Raw genomic sequence first — 24,812 nt, 5'->3', positions numbered from 1 at the left:
TTTTTTTAAAGACAAAGTGCAGCAGCACCCAAGATGGGCGAATCCACCAGATCCGAGATTTCTATTTTAAAATTTTCTAATTGCTTTTGGTATGCGAATGTTTTGAGCGCATCATCCAATGCGGATTTAAATAGAGGATGGGCTTTACTTATGGAGCCACCTAGAATTATGGCTTCCGGAGCAAACAAATACAATATGTTCTTTATCGCTTCGCCCAGATGCATACCATATTCTTTAAAGGCAGCGATAGCTTTTATATCATTTTCCAAAGCTTTTGCGTAGAGAATTCTTGCAGATGTACCATAGGCATCTTCAAAAAAGAAACTGCCCGTGTACTGTTCCAAAATTCCATCTTTGTACGATAGCATTCCAACTTCCCCTGCACCACACAAAACTCCGTTGTACAATTTATTTTCTATTATGATTCCCATACCGAGACCGGTTCCCAAGGAAAGGGCTACACAATTTTTATAATGGGTAGCTTTTCCAAAATGCTTTTCTCCCAATGCAAAACAATTGGCATCGTTGTTTAAGAAAACCGGTACATTGAACTTATCCTGTAAGAATTGCTTTAATGGTACTTTTTTCCAAGATGGAATGTTCTGTACATCGAACACCACGCCGGAATCTGCGTCGACCACTGCCGGCACACCTACGCCAATGGCGGTAACGGAGTCGTTCATCACTTCTTCAATGGTTTCGTATAATTTGACCAGTGAAGTTTCCAGGGAATCATTTTTATCCACCATGGAAAAACCTGTCCGTTCCACTTGTGTTCCCAAAACCCTGCCTGTTTTGATCTTGGTTCCTCCGATATCCACTCCCAAAACTGTTCGTGTTTCTTCTGCCACTAGTCTTTCTTTAAGCTGATGGTTTTATTGTTTACTAAAGGTTTGGCCCAAAATCCGATAGATAGGATAAAGCCCAAAGGAATAATCAGAAAGAACATTCCCGATTGTAGGGACATGATTTCCCCTAGTCCCCCAACTATGAAAGGTATTACAGCTCCACCAGCGATACCGGTACATAAAATTCCGGATAATGATCCATGATGTTCCTTGACCGAATTCAAGGCCAATGAGAATATTATGGAATACATTACAGAGATAAAGAAGCCTACCATTGGGAAGCCGATCAATGCCATTTGGGCGGAACCGGTAAGTGCCACCACCAAGCATACTATGGTAATGGACGTGGCCAAAATCAAGAGTTTTCGGCTATCCATAAACTTGAGCAATAACAAGCCCAGTAAACAGCCTACGGTCAACATTGCCCAGAAATAGGATACTGTATTCGCACCTACCGTTTGTGGATCCAGTCCGTGATATTGACTTAGGAACTGTGATATCCAGTTACCTACCCCTTGTTCCGTTCCCACGTAACAAAATATTCCCAGGAAGTAAAGTATGGTCCATTTATTTTTTAAAAGGTCCCAGTAAGAACTACGGTCCCCAGCTTTTTCCTCTTCCGTTTTTTCAAACTTCGGATACTTGGTAAAGAATACATAAAAGAACAAGATCAATGCGATTGCTGCAAAAACAATATACAATGAGGCCCATGGTAAATCTTGTGGGACCCATCCGCGCAATGTTTCTGCCAAGGTATCGTCCGTGTTGTCCTTGCTCACCAAATATTTGTACAAATAGGGACTTAAAAAGGAGGCTGCACCAAATACCAATTGTGCCAGTACCGAGTTGAAGGCAAAATGCTCTTCGCCGCCCGCTACGCGCAACATTGGATTGATAATAACCTGCAATACGGCCATACAACAACCCAATACAAAAAGGGTAATACTAAAAACAGCGTATTGCGGTAATAGGGCAAAACCCAGGGAAGCAAGCGCCATGACCAAAAATGAAACGGATAGTAGTGTCCGTTCACTGTATTTTTCTGATAAAAACCCGGCCGGTATGGACATAATCCCATAGGCTATAAAAAAGGTGAAAGGCAATAATCCTGTCAATGTAAGACTAAGGTCAAAACTGTCCTTTACATCAACGATAATCGAATTAAGGATATTAGTAATGAACGATATCACAAAAAATACGATCATTACCAAGCCTATAATATGTATATACCTTTTGGTCGTGGGCTTGCTGTTCTCCATTTTAATTGGTTGGTTAATTACACTTGGATTTTTCCTGGGTGGTCAATGCCTATTTTCTTATTTAGAACCCAACATTGGGAACATTTCTTTGATTTCCTCTTCGGTAGGTTGCTTTCCGTATTCACAAATTTCGAAAACCTCTACTTGTTTAACTTTTGACACATCTACATTTGGGTACCATTTTTTAACAGCTTCCAATGTGCTTGCATCCGGTTTTCTGTCCATCCATCTTTCTTTTAGCCATGCCAATCTTGCTTTTTCCTCTGTTGGTATGGTAGAAAGGTCTACACCTCTTGTCCAAGGCAACCATTCGAACATCTGGGAATCGTGAGCTGCCAAACCTTTTACTTTTACATCGATTACATCGTCCACAATTACCGCTATATCCTTTATGAATGGATAAGGCTTTTGGAAATGATCGCTCATGTAAAGGAATACCGGGTTCTTTTTTAGTGGTGGGGTATCGGGAGCTACATTGGGAACTATGTTCATGTAAGCTGCATCTTGTACCACTGAACCTGCATTTCTATGGTCTGGGTGATAATCGTTGGGTCTTAGCCCCAAAACAATATCTGCGTTCCAATCACGTATTCTGCGGATTACCTCCAAACGAACATTTAAAGTAGGCAACAATTCACCATCGTGATTGTCCAATACTTCGTACTCTGCAATGCCCAATGCCTTAGCGGCATTTACAGATTCTTGTCTTCGCTTTTTGCCTAAAATACCGCCTCCCATTGCATGGTGGCCTGCATCACCATTGGTCAACGATAGGAACTTTACATTGTGTCCCATTTTAGCGAACAAAGCTGCAGTTCCACCAAATTTGGAATCACAATCATCCGGGTGTGCTCCGATGGCCAGAATATTCAACACTTTTTTTTGTTGTGCCTGCAATGTTGCCACGGCAAAGCATAAGCAAACAGCCATAATTAACTTTCTCATCTTACTATTTTATTTATTAGGTTATTATTTTACAATTCTGTTCCTGGTCGCTTTATAAAAAAGCAACTACACTATTCTTTTTCAACACTTTAAGTTAGTTGATCGTCCATAGGTATAAGTAGGTAATCCATGGTTTGGGACCGATCAAACAAACTAACTTAATGAATGAAAACAAAACATAAACTCACGAATACTTCGTTGTCGATCTTTAGTTTTGCACAAAATTTGGATTGATGTCCATTTCCCTTTGTGGGATATAGAAATACTCTCTTGTGCCTGTTATAAAGTCCTCTGCATCGATAACTTTGTCAATGGCATTGAAACGTTTAAGGTCTGCCCATCGATGGTTTTCAAAAGCGAGTTCAACTCTTCTTTCCTGCAACAACTTTTCTTCAAAAGTTCCTGGGCTGGATGCATCGATATCTGCCAATCCTGCTCTATTTCTAACTTCATTTATCAAATCGTAGCTTTCCGATGTTTCACCCAAGGCTTCGGCAAGCATCAACAATACATCGGCATAACGGAACACCACAAAATTGATATCAGAATCGTTTTCTATGGCCAAATCTGATTGATATTTCTTCACATGTAGCTGCTCAACGGTTTCACCTTCAAGGTTTTCGTAAGTAGCTGCCATGGAAACATCATATCTCAAATCTCCATCTTCGTAAGCATCCATCATAGATTGCGTTGGACGGTTTCTACCAAAACCAGATCCGGTCTGCAGATCGGTACTTGGTGAAAAATCGTTGGTAAACAAACTACCTTGACCAATTCCTCCACTGATATACTGCACTTCGAAAATGGACTCTACATTGTTCTCGTTGGACACGCCCCATAGATCCGAATAATTTGGTACTAATTCGTAACCATAGTTGGCAATAATTCTTCTGAGCACGGTTTCTGCGGCGGAATTTTCGCCCAATGTCAACAATACTTTGGCCAACAATGTTGCTGCAGCTCCCTTGGTCGCTTTACCCACTTCGCTTCCGCTGTAGGATACTGGCAAACCTTGTTCTGCAGTGGTCAAGTCGGTGACCAATTGTTGTAGCACTGTAGTTTCGTCCACTTGCGTAAGCTCGTCTCCAGCCACAAATGGGGTCAACTGCAAGGGAATATTGCCAAAACCGATTGCCAAATGGTAATACATTAAAGATCGAATAAACAATGCTTCACCAGCAAGTTGATCACTAAATGCTGCGTCCAACTCAACATTTGGAATACGATCCAAGATAACGTTACAATTGGCTATTACCCTATAAGATTCGCTCCATGCAGAGGTAACCTGCTCGTTCAAGGCGTCTTCGGTAAATGCATTTATTTCGGTATACTGACGTGCCAATCCGGTAGCATCCGGACCTTGATCTGTATTATCGCTTCGCATCTCGAACATGGTCCAATACCCTCTACCATATACACCAGTGCTTTGAAGACCGGCATAACTGGCGGTAACAGCGGCTTCAAAATCATCCGCAGTGTTATAGAAGTCCGCCTCGTTCCTATTGGAAATTGGTGCTAGATCGGTAAAATCTTCACTACACCCGGTAAATAGTGCCGTGCATAGCATTATATATAGAATTCGTTTCATTTTTCTCAGTTTTTAGGTTAGAACTTAAGGTTTACGCCCAAGGTAAAGGATTTAGCCAATGGAAATGCTCCATAGTCCTCCCCAGGGGTTAAACTATTCGTGGTAATGCTACTAACCTCTGGGTTATAACCGAGGTAATCGGTAATGGTAAAGAGGTTTGTTCCCGTAACATAGAACCTAAGTTTCTGAATTTTGCTTCCAAAAAACTTATCGGTCGGCAAAGTGTAACCCAAGGTTACATTTCTTAATCGAACATAAGAACCGTCCTCTACTTGAAAAGAAGAAGGTCTATTGTTGTTACCGTGATTTCCGGATACCCTATCCGCCCTTGGCACAGAACCGCTTCCTGGTTGGGATTCCGATATCCAACGGTCATTGAATATGGCATAGGAGTTAAAGTTGGCCTCACCGTTCTTCATGTGTCTTGAAGTCAGGTTTAGAATTTCATTGCCTTCCACTCCTTGAATCAAGAAACTGAAATCGATGTTCTTGTAGGTCAGCCTGTTGTTAATACCCCAGTTAAAATCCGGGAAGTAACTTCCTGTTACGGTTCTATCATCTGGAGTGATCTCTCCGTCACCATCGATATCCTTGAATCGGAAATCCCCAGGTGCTGGATCGGGCGCTTGTGTATCGAATGGTGCAGCATCAATCTCAGCTTGGGATTGATATACTCCGTCCACTACATAACCATAGTAGCTACCGATAGGATCTCCTACCCTGGTTACGTGTCGTACACCCGCACTACCTGAAGAATAAATAGGCTCATTGCCCTCGTTCAGGGAAAGTACTTCGTTTTTGTTGGTGGAGAAATTAACATCGGTATTCCAAGTAAAATCCTCACCTACAAAGTTCTTGGTGCTCAAAGCAAGTTCAAAACCTCTGTTTTGTACTTCTCCCAAATTTCTTAAAGTGGTCTCGAAACCAGAAACTGAAGAAATGGCCACGTTAAGCAACAAATCCCTTGTTTTGGTGTCGTAGTAATCGGCCAAAAGGAAAACTCTGTTGTTGAACAACCCTAATTCTATACCTAAATCTATTTGCTCTGATTTTTCCCAAGTTAGGTTTGGGTTTGGAATTGTGCTCTGTACAAGACCATTGATTTGGTTTCCTCCAAGGTTATAGTTCTGAGGCGATAAAAGACCAACAGCCCCATAATTTGGAATCTCAAAGTTACCTGTTTGTCCCCAGCTGGCACGCAATTTAAGTTCGGATATAGTTTCTGAATCCGCCAAAAAGTCCTCTTCGTTCAATCTCCATCCCAAAGAAAAGGAAGGGAAGTATCCTGTTTGGTTGTTTTTACCAAAACGAGAAGATTTATCGGAACGGAAAGTTCCAGTAAACAAATATTTATCCTTGTAACTATAATTCACCCTAAACAAGCTGGACAATAAAGACCACTGCTCTTTAATGGCAGTACCGCCATACACCTGTCCACCACTAACGGTCGGCACAAGATCGTCCGGATAATTATTGGCCAAAACACTTTTCAGGTGTACATTGTCCTTTTGCGCTGTATAACCAACTACTGCATCTATATAGTGATCGCCGAACTCCTTGGTCCAGTTCAAGGTGTTCTCCCACAACCAGTTGGTCTCCGTAGAAGAAGATGCTTGTCCGTATGGATTCCCATCTGCCGAATTACGATATAACAACGTACTGGCCCTGTAAAAATCTTGGTTGTATAGGTTGATGTAAACCCCACCAAAGGTCTTGAAGCTTAATTCCGGAAGAATATCATAGGTCAAGGCAAGATTACCTCTTGTTTGAAACTGGAATATTTGATCATCCACCGCTTCAATAATGGCCAATGGGTTACTCGCTGTAGTTGTACCTCCTCCTAAATAAGACTGGTTGTTCAACTGGTTGATTGTTCCATCGGGATTGTATGGAGCAACTGTTGGCGAGTGAACTATACCGGAATATACAATTCCCGGAGGTGTTCCAAAATATGGTGAGTTTGCCGGAACCCTTTGGTTCTCTGTCACCGTAGGAGCCAATCTCAGGTCAAGGTTCAGTTTTTCCGTTAATTGGGAATTTACGTTCAACAATACGGAATATCTTTCAAACTTGGCCTTGTCAATAATACCAGTCTGCGAAAAATATCCTGTAGAAGCGTAAAAACTAGTTTTATTTCTTACCGGTGATGCATAGGAAAAGTTATAGCTCTGCACTACCCCTGTCTTGAACATAATATCTTGCCAATCGGTATCGGTTCCATCCCAGTTAAGGAATGATTCCGGCATCTCATAATTAGCATTTCCTCTATCACCAGGACCGATCGGATCATCGACAGATGCTCCCGGAACATCCTGAAGATACGCATTGTTTCTTGCATCTCTCGTAAAATCTATGAGTTCTTCGGCATTCATCAAATCCAATTTGTTGGCTACCGATTGAATACTCACATAAGAATCAAAGGAAAAAACTCCTTCATCATTGTTAGATCCTTTTTTTGTAGTGATCAAAAGAACACCGTTACCACCTCTTGAACCATAAATGGCAGCGGCACTGGCATCTTTCAATACTTGGATAGACTCAATATCATTTGGGTTCAAGGTTGCCAATGGGTTAATTGTTGGAGGCTGAAACGCAGCTCTTTGGCTTGCTACCCCACCCAATTGACTAGATGATGTAAGGTTTCGTGAAATAGGAATCCCATCTACTACGAACAATGGATCGTTTCCCGCAGAAATAGATCCCGATCCCCTAACTCGAATATTCGGTGCAGCACCTGGTTCACCAGAAACTTCCTGCACCTGAACACCTGTTACTTGTCCAATAAGGGCGCTTTCCGGAGTCAGAGCCGGTACTTCGGTTATGGTTTCCGGAGTAATGGAAACCACAGACCCGGTTACTTTTTTCTTTGCCAATGTACCGTATCCAACAACTACTACCTCTTCTAGAGCGGCGGCATCTTGTTCCAGGGTGATATTAACGGAAGTTTGTCCGGCAACATCGACTTCTTTTGCCTTAAAACCAATGTAGGTAACTCTGATTACCGTTACACCGGATGGCATGGTAATTTCGAAATTACCATCAAAATCCGTAGTAGCTCCAACCGTGGTACCCTTTGCTATAATGGTAGCTCCTGCCAACGGAATTCCTGCATTATCCAATACAACCCCGGTTAAGTTGGACTGTGGTGGGTTTTCAGCATTGATCTTCTTTTGTGGAACTAGGCTTTTCAAAGTCTTTTCTTTCTTTTTCACCACTATTTGTCTAGCAATGATCTCAAAAGAAAGGTCGGTACCTTTAAATACCTCTTTTAAGAAATCTTCGATGCAAAGATTTGCACCGTTTACGGTTACTTTTCGGTTTATGTTGACCTCGGTGGCCTCATAAAAGAACTTATAACCTGTTGTTTCTGTGATGGTTTCGAACACATCACTCAATCGTGTGTCATCAAAGTTCGCGGCCACTTTATCATATTGCGCGCAAGACGCTGCATTGACTTGCCCAAACATAAAGAGCAGGAAAAATCCATAAAGCAATTTTTGCCCGAGTTTAGGAACTATGGCACATATAGTCTTGGTTTTTTTCATAATTGAATTAGTCTAGTTAGTAATTTAAGTTTTTTGGTTTCTAAAGGTTTTCACATCATAGGCACTATTCTTTTTTGTTCTTTTTTATTGTTATCGTATTTCCTTCAACTTCGTATTTAAAATGGGTATGTGCCTGTATGGTTCTGAGCACATTATCTATTGATTCCTCATCGAACATACCCGTAAATCTCCGCTCTCCCAATTCTCTGTATTGATTTACGATTTTTATATCGTACTGACGCTGTAAACGATTTATGATCTGTGCCATGGATTCATTTTCAAAAGCCAATATTCCCTTGGTCCACGATATATATGAGGACACATCCACATGTTCCACGATAAAGCCCTTTCCTTCAGATTTGGTAGCTTTTTGCGATGGCACCATCATTTGTAAGTCACTGTTTACCATACCATTAAACTCACCAACACCAACTGACCCTTCTACCAACACCACTTCGCTTGGACCATCTTCCTTATAGGCGGAAACATTAAATACCGTTCCAAAAACCTGAGTGTACATAGTTTCTGTTTTAACTATGAAAGGTTTTTCGGGGTTTTTCGCTATTTCAAAAAAGCCCTCTCCGTTTAGGGCAACTTCCCGTTTGTCCAAGTTTTCAAAACTGGAAGGATACGTAAGGCTTGAACCAGAATTCAACATCACCACGGAACCGTCTTGCAACGTAACGGAAAGGTTTTTGCCGTAAGGGACCCTAATGGTATTTTGAGCAACCTCTCCTTTGTTCTCACCTTCTTCGGTTTGACTCAAAACTCCATTTACAAAAGATACTACCGTATTGCCCTTTTTACTTTTTACCGTAGCATTGGTTTCTGGATCAATGGTCAAAATCTCACCATTATCCAACTGTATGGTAATTTGATTGGGGTCTAAATTCACCTGAATGTCCCCCAACGGGTTCTGATTGAGCAAAAAGTACAGTGAGGAACCTAAAACAATCATGATCACGGCAGCATACTTCCAAACATGCTCTCGCACGAACAACGACCTGATCTTTCTGTTTTCTTTTTCTTTAATCGTATCCAAGAAACTTTCAAAAGCAGCTTCGGTAGCCCAAGGCTTATCTTCGTACTTGACCAAAAAATCTGCCTGCACCAACTTTTTGAACACTTCTGCATTATTTCCCTTTTGAATCCATTCGAACAAAATCGTCAATTCGTCCTGCGAAGCTTCTTGGTTGATGTACCGTGTAATTATTCGTCTGATATCAATCTTGGTCATCTGAGTATTATTGTCACTTTTAAAAGAGACGCAAGATTTTTAAAAAACCCTTACAAGGACTTAAAATTTTAACATTTAAAATGTGAAATCCATGATTAAAGAAGGGTTTTATTGACTATAAAATCCCAGTAATCAGGCATTTGAGAAGTAAATTATTATAAAAAAACAGTCAATTGTGCCCTAAGTCGTTTCATGGCCTTGGCCATGTGCACCTCTACTGTTTTAATGGATATTTGAAGTTGTTCCGAGATTTCCCGATATTTTAGACCTTCCCTTTTGCTCATAATGAACACTTTTTTACACTGTTCCGGCAAATTATCGATCTCTTGCTCTACTTTTTTCAATCGCTCTTCAAAAAGTGAGCTGTCGGTTTCGGCCATTTCCAAATAGGCTTCGTCCTTTAATTTTTCCAAAAGTTGAAATTCTTTCTTCTTTTTGCGTTGTGAGTCGATAAACAAATTATAGGCAATTTTAAATAAATAGCGCTTTAATTTATTTTCGGAAACGGAAAGTTTTCGTCTGTTGTCCCAAATTTTGATGAAAGTCTGTTGGGCAATATCCTCTGCAGCTTTTTGGTTACCCGAAATTGCAGTCATATAATTGCACAACTCCCTATGGTATAGGCCAAACAAGTGGGCATAGGCCTCTTTACAGCCATTTTGCAGCTGTTCAATGAGGTAGGTTTCGTTTGTAAAACTTTTTTGGCCCATTATTTCACCTTTCTTTTTAGGTATGTCACAATCCAAATATTATTCGCATTGGGCAATTCTTTGCCAATTGTCAACATATCATCATTACATAACACAGAACCGCTAGAACAAACCATATGAGGATCTTTTTAAGTTTTCAACAAAAAAAGTACCGACGCTTATTATTCTCTTTTAAAGAGAGAATCTTTAATAAAGGAAAGTTGCTGTTATTTCCTAGATTCGATTAAAAACCAATTGAAATACTACCAAAAAACGTTAACAAATTATAAAAAAAACTTTAATAAAAATATTTTGAGCAATTTTTTTTATGATTTCCTGAAAACCCCCTGAGTTTTTAATCACCTAGATAATGGGGTAAAGTCGAGTCCCTACACAGTATAAAGGAAATACATCTAAGTTTTTTAACTATGATCAACTCTTTTCCTTCTTTAAAACCGAAAGTGGGGAGTTTCTCACAATTCCTAAACTATTGGCCACTCCCAACACAAATACCAACAACGTAATGGCCGGAAGAATTATTGCAAATGGAATCCAGGATGGTGCAAATGCCGTATCAAATAAGACCCATGCCAAAAGTGAGCTTCCGAAAACAGCCAGCACAACGCCCATAAACGCACCTAAAAAGCCTAAAATAGCATACTCGATGGCAATCAATTTTAAAATTTGGTGACCTTTGGCACCCAAAGTCCTGAGCAAGGCTCCCTGTTTTACCCGTTGGTGCTTACTGCTATATATGGCTCCCATAAGAACAGCAATACCAACAAATATGCTGAAAAAGGCCATAAAATTGATGACCCAGCTTATTTTACCCAATATTTCTTCCAACAAACTTAAGATGCGTTTTAAATCCAAGATCGAAACGTTAGGAAATTGTTTGACCAATTGCTGCTGTAGCTTTGCCGAACCCACATCGGTCTTTGTTCTTGTGGTGATTACGCCAAATTGTGGTGCATTTTCCAATACTCCTTTTGGAAATACCACAGAAAAATTAGGTTGTAGCCTGCTCCAATCCACTTCGCGTATACTTTGCACCCGGGTATCCATAATTCTTCCTTGCACATTAAAGGCCACCGGATCTCCAACGCTTACCCGTGCCATTCGTGCAAAGTCACTACTTACTGAAATGGGAATATCGGAATTTGAACTGGCCGTACCCCTCCAACTGCCCTCGATTATTTTTTCCGAGCCGATAAGGGTATCTCTGTAGGTAACCCTAAATTCGTGGTTCAGAATCCACCGACCGACTTGGGACGTGGTGTCCTTGCGAATTTCTTCCACGTGTTTTCCGTTGAGTTTTTCCACTCTCATGGTAACAATCGGAATTTGATCAATGACGGGCAAGCCTGAACCCGTAATGGTTTTGGATATAGCGCTGACCTGATTGCTCTGTACATCCATAAGAATCATATTTGCGCTGTTTGCACTATCTTCTATGGAGGCTTTTTCCAAAAGCAAATCCTTGGTAAAATATAAGGTGCTGATCAAAAATGTTCCTATACCTATGGACAGCACCAAAACCAAAGTCTGATTTTGCGGTCGGAACAGATTCTTTAAACTTTGGCGGGGAATAAAACCCCACGAATCTGGAAAAAACTTCTTCAACAGGGCCATAAAAGCACGGGCAACCGCAGTTAGGACCAAAAACACGGCCAATAAACCTCCAACAAAAGCCAGAGAGCGTTCAAAATTGCCCAACAACCAATAGGAAAAACACAGTACAAAAAGAACAATGCCCAATCCCACTGCCATTGTAGCCCTTTTTGGACGCGACCTTGTATCTCCCACCACACGCAATGCCTGCAATGGTGATACATATAAAGTTTTCATCAACGGATATAATGCAAACAAAATGGACATCACCAAGCCTAAGGCGACACCTAGAACCATACTTTGATATGACATGCTAATGTCGACATCCACAGGCAGTAAATCGCCCAAAAGTACCGGGAACAATTGTTGAAGAAGATAACCGACCGTTGTACCCAACAACCCTCCTACAATACCCATGGCTGCAATTTGTATAAAGAAAATCAAGTAACTCTGCCTTTTTGATGCTCCCAAACATTTTAGTACAGCTATGCTCCTTAATTTCATTTGAACATAAATGCCCATGCCACTTGCTATGCCCACACAACCCAAAAGCAAAGCTATAAACCCGACCAGGTTCAGAAACTTGCCAAAGTTTTCGTAGCGTCTGCCCAAACGTCGTGCTTCCGAAATATGGGTATCCAAGTCTGCTTCTTCGGCATCCAGCACCGAGGCTAGTTGGTCATTTAACAATACCAAGTCTTCATTCTCATCGGCCTTAAAGTAATATTTGTATTCAATTCTACTTCCTGTCTGTACCAGTCCTGTTGCATCTATATATATATAAGGTATAAGTACCGGCGGTGCAATTGCACCAAAAACCGATGTGCTTCCTGGAACATTTTCCAGCGATCCGGCAATAGGGAGTGTAATCGCGCCCAATTTAATGCTGTCCCCTACTTTTAGATCGAGCTGCAGCATTGTGGTTGCATCTACCAATGCTCCACTCTGCACAAAATCTTTGGCTGCTGATTTTGGGATTGTTTCCAATTCACCATAAAATGGAAAACCACCTTCCACTCCCCTAACCTCCAAGAGCTTTGTGCCATTGGAACCGGGGAAAGCTGCCATGGACAAAAAATTGATTTCCTTGGCGTCGGCTCCGCCCAATGAGTCTATAATAGCCCGTACCTTATCGTTGACGGGTTTATCACTTTCGATTAAATAGTCTGCACCCAAAAGTGATTTGGATTGCGAAGCAATGTTCTTTTTTAAAATCCCACTGAACGAGTATACACTGACCACAGCTGCCACTCCCAATGTAATGGAAAAAACGAACAGTATTAGCTTGCCAAAACTTGCTTTACCATCTCGCCATGCCATTTTTACCAACCAAGAAATCCCAGTATTGTTGTTTCCCATTACCCAACTACAGTTTGCTCTATTTTGCCAGACCTTAGCCTTATGCTCTTATCTGTTTTTTTGGCGAGTTCCAGATCATGGGTCACTATCACCAAAGCAGTGCCCTGTTCTTTGTTTAGCTCAAAAAGTAATTGCTCTATTTTTGTCCCAGTCTCATCATCCAAATTTCCTGTTGGTTCGTCCGCAAAAAGAATGGATGGTTTGTTGGCGAAAGCCCTGGCGAGGGCAACCCGCTGTTGTTCCCCTCCGGACAATTGTGAAGGATAATGTCCGGCCCTATCGCCAAGACCGACTTTAACCAAAAGCTCCTTTCCTTGCTGAGCGGCTTTTTTAACCCCTCTTAACTCCAAGGGAACAATAACATTTTCCAAAGCCGTTAATGTGGGCAATAATTGAAAGTCCTGAAAAACAAAACCTACATTCTGATTTCTTAACCGTGCTCTTCCGTCCTCATCCAATTTCAACAAATTTTGGCCACAAAGCCAAATCTCCCCCTCATCAGTAGTATCAAGCCCTGCACAAAGTCCCAACAATGTGGTTTTTCCACTTCCGGATGGCCCAACAATCGCAAAACTTTCTCCGGCATCCACTTCAAAAGACACATTATTCAGAACAGTAAGATCGTGCTCACCGCTCCGGTAGGTTTTAGAGAGGTGTTGAACTTTTAATATCTTTGACATAACTCGTTTTTGGTTAAAACTCTCAAAATACTAAAATGGACAAGTCCAAGAAAATACCAAGCTCCCCTAGGCCGTTAATGTTTTGTTATTTTTTGATCTTACTCTTAATTGGCTGTGGTGATAAATCCGTTAAGAAAGACACGATTAAGGACAATCCAGCTGAAAAAACCGAAACGATTACGACCGAAGGTTCCGATAAAAAAATTTTATTTTTTGGAGATAGCCTTACCGCAGGTTATGGACTTGAAATGGGTCAGGCCTTTCCAACTATAATTCAACAAAAAATAGATTCCCTTGATTTGGATTATGCCGTGATCAATGCCGGATTAAGCGGAGAGACCACGGCCAGTGGAAAAAACAGATTGGAATGGGTTCTCGAAGAAAATATTGATATTGTAATTATAGAATTGGGTGCCAACGATGGTCTAAGGGGCATTCCCTTGTCGGAAACAGAGTCCAACCTAAAAAGCATGGTTGATACCGTCCGGGAAACCTTGCCAAACGCAAGGATTATTTTGGCCGGAATGAAAATCCCACCAAACATGGGACCCGAATATACCAAAGAATTTGAAGAAATCTTTCCAAAACTGGCCTCATCCGAAGAGATATATTTAATCCCTTTCCTACTGGAAAATGTGGCAGGCATCCCCCATCTTAACCAAAGTGACGGCATTCACCCAACCATAAAAGGGCAAAAATTGGTTGCCGAAAATGTATGGAAAGTACTGCAACCGATTCTATGAAACCTTCGTTATTTTTAAAGATAAAATCTTAAAAATCGAAAGGCAAACATATTTCATCCCAAATAAAAACTGTAGTAAGCAATTTATTTTCAATTCAATAGCAAGAGTTAGAATTCTAATTTTTGGGCACAAAACGCTTCAATAAAATAAAGCTCCACTATTCTTATTTAGATTAATTATATTTAATTATTTTTGTCAGCGTAACTAAATAATGTAAACTTTCCTGATGAAAAATATCATGTTCTCTGCATTGGTTGTTTTGATTTTCGCCAATGCTTTTTCTCAAACCGAAAAAAAAGATAAAGATCGCGAAGCCATTAAGAATATGTGTGGTTGCTACGAGGTTACTTTTAACTTTGCCGAAACCTTTAATTATGCCAACGATTCCCTATACAAACCCTCTAAAACAAAAGTGGACAAGGGATTGGAGTGGGCACAATTGGTTACTGATGAGGACAACAAGATTTCCATACAACACCTATTACAGGTAGGCAACCCAAATGAGCCCTACATTGTAAAACACTGGAGACAGGATTGGTTGTTCGAGAATACCGACCTGTATAAGTTCAACGCCAATAATGAGTGGACCTACCAACAATTGGACCCGGCAGAAGTTAAAGGTCAGTGGACCCAAAAGGTATATCAAGTGGATGATAGTCCCCGCTACGAAGGTTCCGCCACCTGGGTACACGTAGATGGAAAAAGCTATTGGGAAAATACAACTCCAGCTCCCCTCCCCCGTCGAGAATATACCACCCGAAGCGACTACAATCTGACCATGAGGGGAAACCGCCAGGAAATAACAGATTATGGATGGTTGCACGAACAGGACAACGCAAAGATCATACGTGAAAAGGGGAAAGAAGACTTTGTTTTGGCCAAAGAAAAAGGGTACAATACCTATGTAAAAGTAGATGATAGCCGATGTGCCGGAGCTGCCAAATGGTGGAAGGAAAACCAAGAAAAATGGGCCATGGTTCGCGCCAAATGGGACGAGGTCTACGGCAGAAACACTGATCTGCAACTAGAGAACAAAGTGGACAACAAAGTTCTTTTTAAATATTTGTTGGATGAAGAGGCCTACAACGAAAAAGGCAAAATTGATGAGATTATCGAAGCTTTTGTAAAATAACCAATACATGAAATCACTAAAGAAAATACTTTTATTGGGTCTGTTCTTGCCTACCTTTTCCTTGGTCGCGCAAAACAGCAATGTTTTACTTGATAGAGCTTTCTGGAAAAGCAACCCAGATGTTGAAACCGTAAAAAACAAAATCAAAGAAGGCAACGACCCTGTGGCGCTCAATACCAATGCTTTTGATGCAGTGGTGTACGCCCTTTTGGAAAAAGCGGACGACCGGGTTATTACCTATTTGTTATCCTTAGAAGGAAATTCCGTGGACAAGAATACCCACGATAGCCGTATTTATCTCCATTGGGCAGCATACGCAGGAAAAATTGAGATGGTAGATTATTTACTGGAAAAAGGTTCTTCGGTGACCGATTTGGACAGTCATGGATACACTCCCTTGGCTTTTGCCGCCAATTCTGGTCAAAAAAAACCAGAACTGTACAATACGTTCGAAAAGCATGGAGTAGTTCTTACCGAAGAAAAAAGCGACAACGGTGCCAACCTTCTTTTATTGGTAGCGGCAGCTCTGAACAATGAAAAAGAGCTCAACTTTTTCCTAAATAAAGGATTCCAGTTGGACAGCAAAGACCAATCAGGCAACGGTATTTTTAATTACGCTGCAAAAAAAGGAAATACTCAATTCCTTGATTTGCTCATATCAAAAGGGGTCGATTATAAAACCCCAAACAAGGAAGGTGCCAATGCTTTTCTATTTGCAGCACAAGGAGGGCGTGGATTTAGCAACCCAATATCTGTCTATGAGTATTTAAAAAACCTAGGGTTAAATCCCAATATGGTAACCAAAGATGGTTATACGCCTCTTCACCGTTTGGCCTACAACAATAAGGACAAAGTTATTTTTGATTTGTTCCTTGCGGCCGGAGCAGATGTAAATCAGAAAGATATCAATGGTAATACTCCGTTTATCAATGCTGCTGCCAGAAACAATATAGAGATGGTCAAACTACTTTCAACAGATGTTTCAAACTTCAATGCAAAAAACAACGAAGGGCAGACACCTTTAATGCTCGCCTTGGAAAACAACACTCCCGAAGTGGTGGAATATTTGCTTTCCAAAGGCGCCGATGCCACTTTGAGCGACAACTCTGGAAATTCAATGGCCTACTATTGGGCAGCCTCTTATAACGCCAAAAATATAGCAGCCTTTGAAGAAAAAAGAAAGATGTTGGAGAATAAGGATGTGGTATTCGATACGGCACAGGCCGATGGCAATACCTTGTACCATTTGGCGGCCAAGAACAATAACGTATCCCTTGCCAAAAAACTGGATGGTCTTGGTATCAACGTGAATGCCAAAAACGCCGAGGGGCTCACGCCATTGCATTTAGCTGCCATGAAAGCCGAAGATGATAAATTAATGAAGTATTTGATATCAAAAGGTGCCGATATAAACATCAAGACCGACTTTGAGGAAACGGTTTATGATCTGGCCAGTGAAAATGAACTCTTACAACAACAAAACATCGTATTAACCTTTTTAAAGTAAGATGAAAAAATTGATTAAACTAGTTCCTGTACTTGTGCTTGCAGGATTACTGTTCACCGCCTTTGCACCTACCCAGACCAAAACGGTAAAGTGTCTAATCCAAATGACCAATTATACTGGTGAAGGTGCGTATTTGGTGGTTTCTCTCCTTAAACCTGATGGTGAATATGAGCAAACCCTCTATGTCCAAGGTAAGGATAGTGAATGGTACAGTGAAATTCCCGAATGGTGGAAGTTCTATGGCAAATATCGTCCCAATATAGATGGTATTTCCGGTGAAACCATAAGTGGGGGCGAACGTACTGTTACCGTTTTGCAGATACCCGAGGATAAAATTGATAAAGGATATCGTATTCGCTTTGAGACTTCCGTTGAAGATCAGGAGTATTACATGGATGACATCCAATTTGAGCTGACTTCGGATAATCTGAAAAGCAAGAAAGAGGGCAAAGGATTTATTCGCTACGTGCGAATGCTCGCGCAGTAAAAAAGATCTATGACCATATCCATTTGGCGATACAGCCATTTTTTATTGGCTCTGGTTTCATCCATATTTCTTTTGATTGCTTCCGTTACCGGTGTAATATTGGCCGTGGAACCTATACAGCATCAAGCCAAAGGGTATGCAATCAAGGATTTGGACCAAATTTCGCTGGCAACCACGATCCATGCACTTGATCAAAATTATGAGGAGGTTTTCTCCTTTGAGGTAGAATCATCCCATTTTGTAAAAGCCTCGGTTCTGACCATGGATTTGGAAACACACGATATTTATATCGATCCAAGAACGGGCGAACAACTGGGCATGGTTCAAGACCGACCTGGCATTTATAGTTTTGCCACCAATTTACACCGCTCACTGTTCTTAAAGGGCATTGGGCGGTTTTTTGTGGGGTCAATTTCGTTTTTATTGCTCTTGATCACCCTAACCGGATTGGTGCTGTTGGCCAAGCGACAAGGAGGGATAAAAAAACTGTTCTCCAAGGTACAGCAAGATTATATGGAGCTTCGCTATCATGTAATTTTAAGTCGATGGTTTTTTATCCCGATCATCATCCTTTCCGTTACCGGCGTTTATCTTTCGTTGGAAAAATTCAATTTACTTCCGGACACCAGCACAAAACATTGGGTAGAACAGAAAATCCGGTCCCAGAACAAATACAATAGTGTTCTAAATATCCCTTTCTTCCAAAACACAACACTTCAGGATGTTAGAATGGTAGAGTTTCCTTTCTCCGAGGATCCGGAAGAGTTTTACCAAATCTCACTAAAGTATGAAGAAATCCAGGTAAACCAAGAAACTGGAGACATAGTCGCCAGTGCTTCCTATCCTTTTGTGAACTTAGCTTCCAGGGTGAGTTTTAACCTGCATACGGGAGAGGGCAGTGTTGTGTGGTCTTTGGTCCTACTTTTGGCAAGCGCTTCGATCTTGTTTTTTATCTATTCCGGGGCTGTGATGTCGGTAAAACGAATAAAACGTGGTAAAAAGCACATTACTTTAGATCAAATGCCGGATAAGGATGAGAGCGAGATTATAATTTTGGTGGGCTCGGAAACCGGAACCACCTACGATTTTGCACTGCGATTATACCGATCAATGAGTTCGACCAATAAAAAAATCTACCTTACCGAGTTGAACCATTACACCACATTCCAAAACGCAGAGCACATTATTATTTTGACCTCTACCTATGGTGAGGGCGATTCCCCGACCAATGCCAGAAAATTTCTGGGTAGGGTAAAATCAGTGCATCAACCTAAAGACCTGAACTATTCGGTTGTTGGTTTTGGCTCTACCACATATCCTGATTATTGCAAATATGCCATTGAAGTGGACAATGCCCTTAACCATCGGGAAAACTTTACACCTCTTTTGCCGCTTCAAAAAATAAATAATGCTGCGTTCTCTACGTTTAATGACTGGGCACAGGAGTGGAGCAAAGCCTCAAAAATTGAATTTTCTCTACGACCCGCTTCAAAAAAACAGAAAAAAATCAAACTTGTCCCTTTTGACGTGGTCCACCGCTCGGATTTAAACATTGATGATACCTTTTTACTCAGGCTGAGGCCCAAAAACAGGGTTGATTGTACTTCTGGCGATCTGTTGTCCATTTACCCCAAGGGTTCCGATATTGCCCGACAGTATTCGGTAGCTAAAATTGGAAAAGACATTGTTTTAAGTATTAAAAAGCATGATTTCGGCCTTTGTTCAACCTTTCTATCCCAATTGGAGCAAGGAAGCACCCTGATGGCAAGTATCGATAAAAATCCACACTTTCATTTTCCTAAAAAAACACCTTCCGCCATTCTCATTGCAAATGGAACGGGGATTGCACCATTTTTGGGAATGATCCACCAACACAATACTATTAAAATCAGCTTACTCTGGGGGGTGCGTTATACATCTTCCATAGATTTATACCGTGGGTATATAGAAAATAACATCGGGCACAATACCAATATTGCCCAATATATCGCTTACTCGAGAGAGGAAAATAAGATGTACGTTCAGGACATGCTTTCCAGACAAGAAGACCATATCTTGAAAACTATAAAAGATGGCGGTTGTATTATGATCTGTGGTTCCTTGGCCATGCAAAGACAAGTGCTGGATGTTTTGGAATCCATACTTCTGGAACACACTGAGCTGGATCTTGATCTACTCCAAAGTAATGGACAATTAAGAATGGATTGTTATTGATTGGATCAAGTTTCTAATTGAAATAGTCCCATTATAAATAAATACAACAGAACACTATTGATTACTTTAAGTATCTTTACGAGAAACATTTAGTTCCAAAAATTTTATCATAAAGAAAACTTTTACCAAAAACCTTTCCTTTTAAAATTATGGTATACACTCAGGAGACTTTTTACTTTGATCATTCCAGTCCAGAAATTCAAAAAATGGTGGAGAGCATTAAAAATTTGGTTTCCGACCAGGAAAAAATCGAGCAATTGTATCTTAAAGTTAGAGACGGTTGGCGTTACAACCCATACAATATTGGATTGACACCTGCGCATTATAAAGCCAGTGCCATTGTCCGAAAAACGGTAGGCCACTGTATCGATAAAGCTATTTTATATGTAGCAGGGCTCCGTGCACTGCACATACCTGCCAGATTACGTTTGGCCAAAGTGGCCAACCATATCGCGACGGAACACTTAGAAGAAACTTTAGGCTCGCATGAAATAGCCCCACATGGTTTGGTAGATGTATTCCTCAATGGCAAATGGTTCAAATGTTCGCCTGCTTTTAACAAAGAACTCTGTGATTGCTATAATGTTGCTCCCTTGGAGTTTGATGGCACCCAAGACTCCATTTTTCAGGAATATAACAGGGACAACAAACAATTTATGGAGTATTTGGAGGATTACGGTCACTTTGAAGATGTTCCTATTGATTTTATTTTCAAAACCTTTCAGGACACCTATCCTGAGGTAAGTAAAAAAATACAAGGTGCCAAAGAGATCAAAATCAAATAACTTGGATCAATTTAGACCTACAGCAAATCATTGTAGCCTAACCCCTTTTAGAACATTACTAAAATCGTAAAATTATCATCAAAGTCGTCTGTTTCGGGGAAGGCTACAAACCGACCCACCGGTAATTTTCCCTCTTGAATCAATTATTCTTGTATCGGTCCAAAATTTTGGAAAACAACATCAATTTAAGTTGTGAATAGTTTTTTAAATGCTCCATGTAGCCATCCCTGTTTTTTTCATGCGTATTCAAGTAATAGGCATCACATTCCAAGGTATCGCATTCTATGGCATTTGCCATGTTCCGTTCGTACCGGTATAGGGTCCCCAATCGCAGTTGGTTTTCCCTTTGCAATGCCAATAATCTTTGTTGAAGGCTTGCATTGCCCAAAAGTCGCTTTTCCAATGGGATGAGGTATTGCAACTCTTCATTGATCAGTTCCATGTTATCCGTCCAATTACCTATTTCCAATTTATCCTTTTTACTAAGAATATTGTTTATGGATTCGTGATAATATGGTCTTCCTACTTGTTTCATATTACCATGTTTATATCTATAGGTTCGTTTTCTTGCTCAATATGCTCAATGGTCAATTGCTGAACACCTGAAGGAAATTCCCATAAATAGGTATCTCCTTGTGCATAACCAATTACCGATGCCCCCATAGGGGTCAAAATGGAAATATGATTGTTCCTAACATCACTCTTGCTCGGCATTACCAATTTGAATTTCTTGTGCCATCCGTTTTCGGAAGTGATCGTGACCCATGAATTGAAGCGTATGACATCCTTGGGCATATCTTCCCCATCCAAAATCTGTGCTGATTCCATCTCTTCTCTAAGTTTTCCCACAGATCGTTTAAAGGTATCGTCTTTATGGTAACCAGTAAGGTTTATCAGCCGTTTGAGAAGAACATACTCCTTTTTTTCAATTATCAAACTCCCATATTTCATTGTGTCATTCTTATAAAATTATTGTTAACCTCATCATACTTCACTTGGTAATTTTTCCTTGATCAAGGAAAAATACCTCTTTGTACATAGGCTTCCTCAAGTCGCTCAATAGCAATTACAAATGCAGCGGTCCGTGCATCGATTTTCTCGGTTTTTGTTTTTTGCATTACCTTACTAAAGGATTCCCTCATCTTTTTCTCCAGCTTTTCCAACACCTCATCCAGTTGCCAAATCTCTCCGTTACGGTTTTGCAGCCATTCAAAATAACTACCGATGACACCTCCTGAATTACATAAAATGTCCGGGATAATGTCCACCCCATTTTTTAACAGTATTTCTTCGGCCTTTACATCTGTAGGCCCGTTTGCGCCTTCCGCGATAAGGCTTGCCTTTATTTGTGGTGCATTTTTTACCGTAATCTGATTGCCAAGAGCTGCTGGAATACAAATATCACAGTCCAACCCAAAAAAATCAGCGTTATCCACAGGATTGCCACCACTAAAACCTAGTATACTCCCTTTATTGGCCTTGGCATAGTCCAAAAGTTGCTCAGGATGAATACCGGACTCATTGTAAATACTTCCATAGGCGTCTTGTACTGCAGTTAGTAAGGCCCCCTCTTCATGTAGAAAATGGGATGCCCAATATCCAACATTACCAAAACCTTGCACTATGAATTTTTTACCTTTTAGTGAAATGTTCTTGTGTTCCGCCCAAAACTTAATGGTCAAGAAAACACCATACCCTGTAGCTCTATCCCTACCTTCGGAACCACCCGCTCCAATGGGCTTACCGGTTACTACGTGTAAATTCTTGGACCGCTCGTTGGGAGATTTTGTGGACATATAAGTATCCAAGATCCAGGCCATGGTCTGTGGATTGGTGTTTACATCCGGAGCTGGTATATCTAGCTCAGGTCCTATATTGTCACCCAGGGCATAGGTAAACCTTCTGGTGATCCGTTGTAACTCGTCCTGGGAATATTTGGTCGGATCTAGCTGGATTCCACCTTTGGCTCCACCATAGGGCAATCCTGCCAAAGAAGTTTTCCATGTCATCCACATGGCCAAGGCCCGTGCGGCATCGATATCCACAGTTGGGTGATATCGCAGACCTCCTTTATATGGTCCAAGGGCATTATTATGCTGAACACGGTAGCCTGTAAAAATTTCTACCTCGCCATTATCCATACGGACCGGAAAGTGGACCACAAATTCATTGTTGGTCACTTCAAGGATTTTTCTGATATTCTTGTTTAAATCTATAATGTCAGCGGCATTGTTGAATTGACGCATAACATTATCCAGCATCCCTTGCTTTTTTTGCTTCTTCTCTGATGTTATCGTTGTTGTCATATGTAATTTTAAGATACTTCTACCTTCTTTTTTTGATTATTAATACATTTCATCCGACATCATTATGGTAGGCTCTTGGTTATCTTCCATAAAATGATGGTATTCGTTGCACAGACTAATCTGGGTCCTTTTTTTGCTCAACGAGCAATACGATCTATGAATACAGGTCGAGCAAAGGCTCCGAACAAATTCGTTCATTGGATTATTGATTTTTAGTTGTATTTGTTTTTTAATGAAGGAAATAACTTGAGATGGACCTATGGTTTCCAGGTCTGTAGATTCCATAATTGTTTTTGACCATCAGGAATTATTCATCTTCAGTCCTTTTGATCGTGCTTTACGGTGATCCTATCATTGTTACCACATTTAGTTCGTTGTTACCAATTTTATTTGGCAACAGTATGGCAAAAGGCATACCCTTTAAGACACAAAAAAGCTGATTCTATTCAAGTACCTAATAATCAGATTATTAAAACTTATGTGTACATTGAAAGTTATATGGGAAGTGGTCACTTTTGAACCAATTGGTCAAAAGCTATCCAAATTAATCCAGTTTGTCCCGGAGGGTTTTACGGGTTATCTGTAAAATTTCGGCTGCTTTGGTCTTGTTGCCTTCGGTATGAGCCAGTACTTTTTGGATGTACCTTTTTTCCATTTCCTTTAAAGGTAATAATTCGTCTTCCGGAAATTGAATTTCGTATTTTAAATAATCTGGCAAATCTTTTATGGAAATATGGCCATCTGCCATGATCACGGCCCGTTGGATCACATTTTCCAGTTCTCTAATATTTCCTGGCCAATCATATCTTTCCAATATATTAAGGGCATCCGGGTCTATGCGCACAAAGCGATCTCTATATTCGATTCCGTACTTTTGGAGAAACTTGTCCACCAATAAAGGAATATCTGACTTTCTATCACGCAATGGAGGCACATTGATCTCAACAACGGTCAATCTATAATACAGATCTTCCCTAAAATTCTTTTTTCTGATTTCCTCCAAAAGATCAACATTGGTTGCGGCAACGATCCTTAGTTCTATTTTCTCCACGGCTCTGGAGCCCACTTTTGTAATCTCCTTTTCTTGAAGCGCCCTCAGCAGTTTGGTCTGTACATCCAAACTGGCCGTTCCTATCTCATCCAAAAAGAGTGTCCCCCCCGACGCTGCCTGAAAAAATCCATCACGATTTTGGTCGGCCCCAGTAAAAGCACCCTTGGTATATCCGAAGAGTTCAGCTTCTTGAAGATTCTCTGGAATGGCACCACAATTTACGGCCACAAATGGTTTTTTCGCATACTTGCCCGAATAATGAATTGCCCTGGCGACCAGTTCTTTCCCTGTACCGCTTTCCCCATTGATCAAAACAGTGGCCCTGTTGTTCTTAACCCTATCGACAATAGTTTTAACTTGATCAAAAGCCACGGATTCTCCCACCATTTCTTTAAAATGGGCATCTACCCTAATTTTAGTCGCAGAGGACGAAGGTTTGTCTGTTTTACGCCCTTGGGACAATGCTCTATCCACAGCAGTTTTGAGCTCTTCTTTGGTGAAAGGCTTGGTCAAATAACCCATCGCACCCGATTTAACCACTTCCAACGCGCCATCCACAGAGGGGTATCCGGTAACTACCAACTTGGGCATATTTGGATAGTGTTCGTTGGCAAATTTTAATAATTGAACCCCGTCCACTTCGGGCATTTGTATATCCGTTATTAAAAGATCTATAGGTGTATCTTTTAGAATAAATACAGCCTCTTTAACTGAAATTGCTTTAAAAACATGAAAATTCAGGTCCTTTAATCTTCTCGTTAAAAGTTCCAATATCCCAATATCGTCGTCAACGATCAAAATGTTTTCTTTGTGCAGTGCCATATAT

20 protein-coding genes are annotated in these 24,812 nt (G+C 40.7%); 6 read left to right on the top strand and 14 right to left on the bottom strand.

The genetic code is table 11. The annotated features are described in order from the left end of the window. Positions 1 to 5: 5 nt before the first annotated feature. From ABTP35_RS13830 to ABTP35_RS13790, 9 genes are all read right to left on the bottom strand, one after another. Entirely contained in the window at positions 6 to 851 is an 846-nt protein-coding gene (locus ABTP35_RS13830; protein WP_293295578.1) for an ROK family protein, read from the bottom strand. Continuing rightward, on the bottom strand, positions 851 to 2,107 hold the full coding sequence (locus ABTP35_RS13825; RefSeq protein ID WP_224834903.1) for an MFS transporter: 1,257 nt from the start codon (positions 2,105 to 2,107) through the stop codon (positions 851 to 853). The genes ABTP35_RS13830 and ABTP35_RS13825 overlap by 1 nt, the downstream gene beginning before the upstream one ends. A gap of 57 nt (positions 2,108 to 2,164) precedes the next feature. Further along, the gene (locus ABTP35_RS13820; protein ID WP_224834904.1) at positions 2,165 to 3,052 is read right to left on the bottom strand and encodes a PIG-L deacetylase family protein; all 888 of its coding nucleotides are present in this window, start codon (positions 3,050 to 3,052) and stop codon (positions 2,165 to 2,167) included. 208 nt (positions 3,053 to 3,260) lie between these two features. Continuing rightward, complete coding sequence (locus tag ABTP35_RS13815) at positions 3,261 to 4,640, bottom strand: RagB/SusD family nutrient uptake outer membrane protein (RefSeq protein WP_293295581.1); 1,380 nt, start codon at positions 4,638 to 4,640, stop codon at positions 3,261 to 3,263. Between the two features lie 17 nt (positions 4,641 to 4,657). Continuing rightward, entirely contained in the window at positions 4,658 to 8,185 is a 3,528-nt protein-coding gene (locus tag ABTP35_RS13810) for a TonB-dependent receptor (protein WP_252079320.1), read from the bottom strand. Between the two features lie 64 nt (positions 8,186 to 8,249). Further along, on the bottom strand, positions 8,250 to 9,422 hold the full coding sequence (locus ABTP35_RS13805) for a FecR domain-containing protein (RefSeq protein WP_293295585.1): 1,173 nt from the start codon (positions 9,420 to 9,422) through the stop codon (positions 8,250 to 8,252). Between the two features lie 155 nt (positions 9,423 to 9,577). Then, entirely contained in the window at positions 9,578 to 10,132 is a 555-nt protein-coding gene (locus ABTP35_RS13800; protein WP_224834908.1) for an RNA polymerase sigma factor, read from the bottom strand. 411 nt (positions 10,133 to 10,543) lie between these two features. Further along, positions 10,544 to 13,081, bottom strand: a complete 2,538-nt coding sequence (locus tag ABTP35_RS13795) for an FtsX-like permease family protein (protein WP_293295587.1) — start codon at positions 13,079 to 13,081, stop codon at positions 10,544 to 10,546. Continuing rightward, positions 13,081 to 13,761: an ABC transporter ATP-binding protein gene (locus ABTP35_RS13790; protein WP_224834910.1), complete on the bottom strand. Its 681-nt coding sequence runs from the start codon at positions 13,759 to 13,761 to the stop codon at positions 13,081 to 13,083. Before ABTP35_RS13790 ends, ABTP35_RS13795 begins: the two co-directional genes overlap by 1 nt. Positions 13,762 to 13,796: 35 nt before the next feature. Between ABTP35_RS13790 and ABTP35_RS13785 the strand changes: the two genes are divergently transcribed. The 6 genes from ABTP35_RS13785 to ABTP35_RS13760 all read left to right on the top strand — a co-directional run bounded on the left by ABTP35_RS13785 (position 13,797) and on the right by ABTP35_RS13760 (position 20,629). Then, positions 13,797 to 14,504: an arylesterase gene (locus ABTP35_RS13785; RefSeq protein ID WP_293295589.1), complete on the top strand. Its 708-nt coding sequence runs from the start codon at positions 13,797 to 13,799 to the stop codon at positions 14,502 to 14,504. A gap of 226 nt (positions 14,505 to 14,730) precedes the next feature. Continuing rightward, positions 14,731 to 15,636 carry a DUF6607 family protein gene (locus ABTP35_RS13780; protein WP_252079315.1) on the top strand — a complete coding sequence of 302 codons (906 nt, stop codon included), beginning with the start codon at positions 14,731 to 14,733 and terminating at the stop codon, positions 15,634 to 15,636. Positions 15,637 to 15,643: 7 nt separating this feature from the next. Next, positions 15,644 to 17,143, top strand: a complete 1,500-nt coding sequence (locus tag ABTP35_RS13775; protein WP_293295593.1) for an ankyrin repeat domain-containing protein — start codon at positions 15,644 to 15,646, stop codon at positions 17,141 to 17,143. Position 17,144: 1 nt separating this feature from the next. Then, the gene (locus ABTP35_RS13770; RefSeq protein ID WP_252079313.1) at positions 17,145 to 17,630 is read left to right on the top strand and encodes a DUF2271 domain-containing protein; all 486 of its coding nucleotides are present in this window, start codon (positions 17,145 to 17,147) and stop codon (positions 17,628 to 17,630) included. Between the two features lie 9 nt (positions 17,631 to 17,639). After that, positions 17,640 to 19,844 (top strand): PepSY domain-containing protein, encoded by a 2,205-nt coding sequence (locus tag ABTP35_RS13765; RefSeq protein ID WP_293295595.1) that lies wholly within the window; start codon positions 17,640 to 17,642, stop codon positions 19,842 to 19,844. Positions 19,845 to 19,993: 149 nt separating this feature from the next. After that, on the top strand, positions 19,994 to 20,629 hold the full coding sequence (locus ABTP35_RS13760; protein ID WP_293295597.1) for a transglutaminase-like domain-containing protein: 636 nt from the start codon (positions 19,994 to 19,996) through the stop codon (positions 20,627 to 20,629). Between the two features lie 139 nt (positions 20,630 to 20,768). Here ABTP35_RS13760 and ABTP35_RS13755 read toward each other — a convergent pair whose 3' ends face one another. The 5 genes from ABTP35_RS13755 to ABTP35_RS13735 form a co-directional block, all read right to left on the bottom strand. Further along, positions 20,769 to 21,164, bottom strand: a complete 396-nt coding sequence (locus ABTP35_RS13755; protein WP_224834926.1) for a hypothetical protein — start codon at positions 21,162 to 21,164, stop codon at positions 20,769 to 20,771. After that, positions 21,161 to 21,580, bottom strand: a complete 420-nt coding sequence (locus tag ABTP35_RS13750) for a GreA/GreB family elongation factor (protein WP_224834927.1) — start codon at positions 21,578 to 21,580, stop codon at positions 21,161 to 21,163. Before ABTP35_RS13750 ends, ABTP35_RS13755 begins: the two co-directional genes overlap by 4 nt. Before the next feature lie 62 nt (positions 21,581 to 21,642). Beyond that, positions 21,643 to 22,935, bottom strand: coding sequence for a Glu/Leu/Phe/Val dehydrogenase (locus tag ABTP35_RS13745; RefSeq protein ID WP_224834928.1), 1,293 nt, complete (start codon positions 22,933 to 22,935; stop codon positions 21,643 to 21,645). Positions 22,936 to 22,974: 39 nt separating this feature from the next. Further along, positions 22,975 to 23,220: a hypothetical protein gene (locus ABTP35_RS13740; protein ID WP_252079300.1), complete on the bottom strand. Its 246-nt coding sequence runs from the start codon at positions 23,218 to 23,220 to the stop codon at positions 22,975 to 22,977. 259 nt (positions 23,221 to 23,479) lie between these two features. After that, positions 23,480 to 24,808, bottom strand: coding sequence for a sigma-54 dependent transcriptional regulator (locus ABTP35_RS13735; RefSeq protein ID WP_293295599.1), 1,329 nt, complete (start codon positions 24,806 to 24,808; stop codon positions 23,480 to 23,482). Between the last annotated feature and the right edge of the window lie 4 nt (positions 24,809 to 24,812).

This window comes from Flagellimonas alginilytica, from assembly GCF_042134605.1.
GTDB classification, from domain to species: Bacteria; Bacteroidota; Bacteroidia; order Flavobacteriales; family Flavobacteriaceae; genus Flagellimonas; species Flagellimonas alginolytica.
Note: the sequence above shows the minus strand (reverse complement) of the source record. Positions and strands in the feature narration are given on the sequence as shown.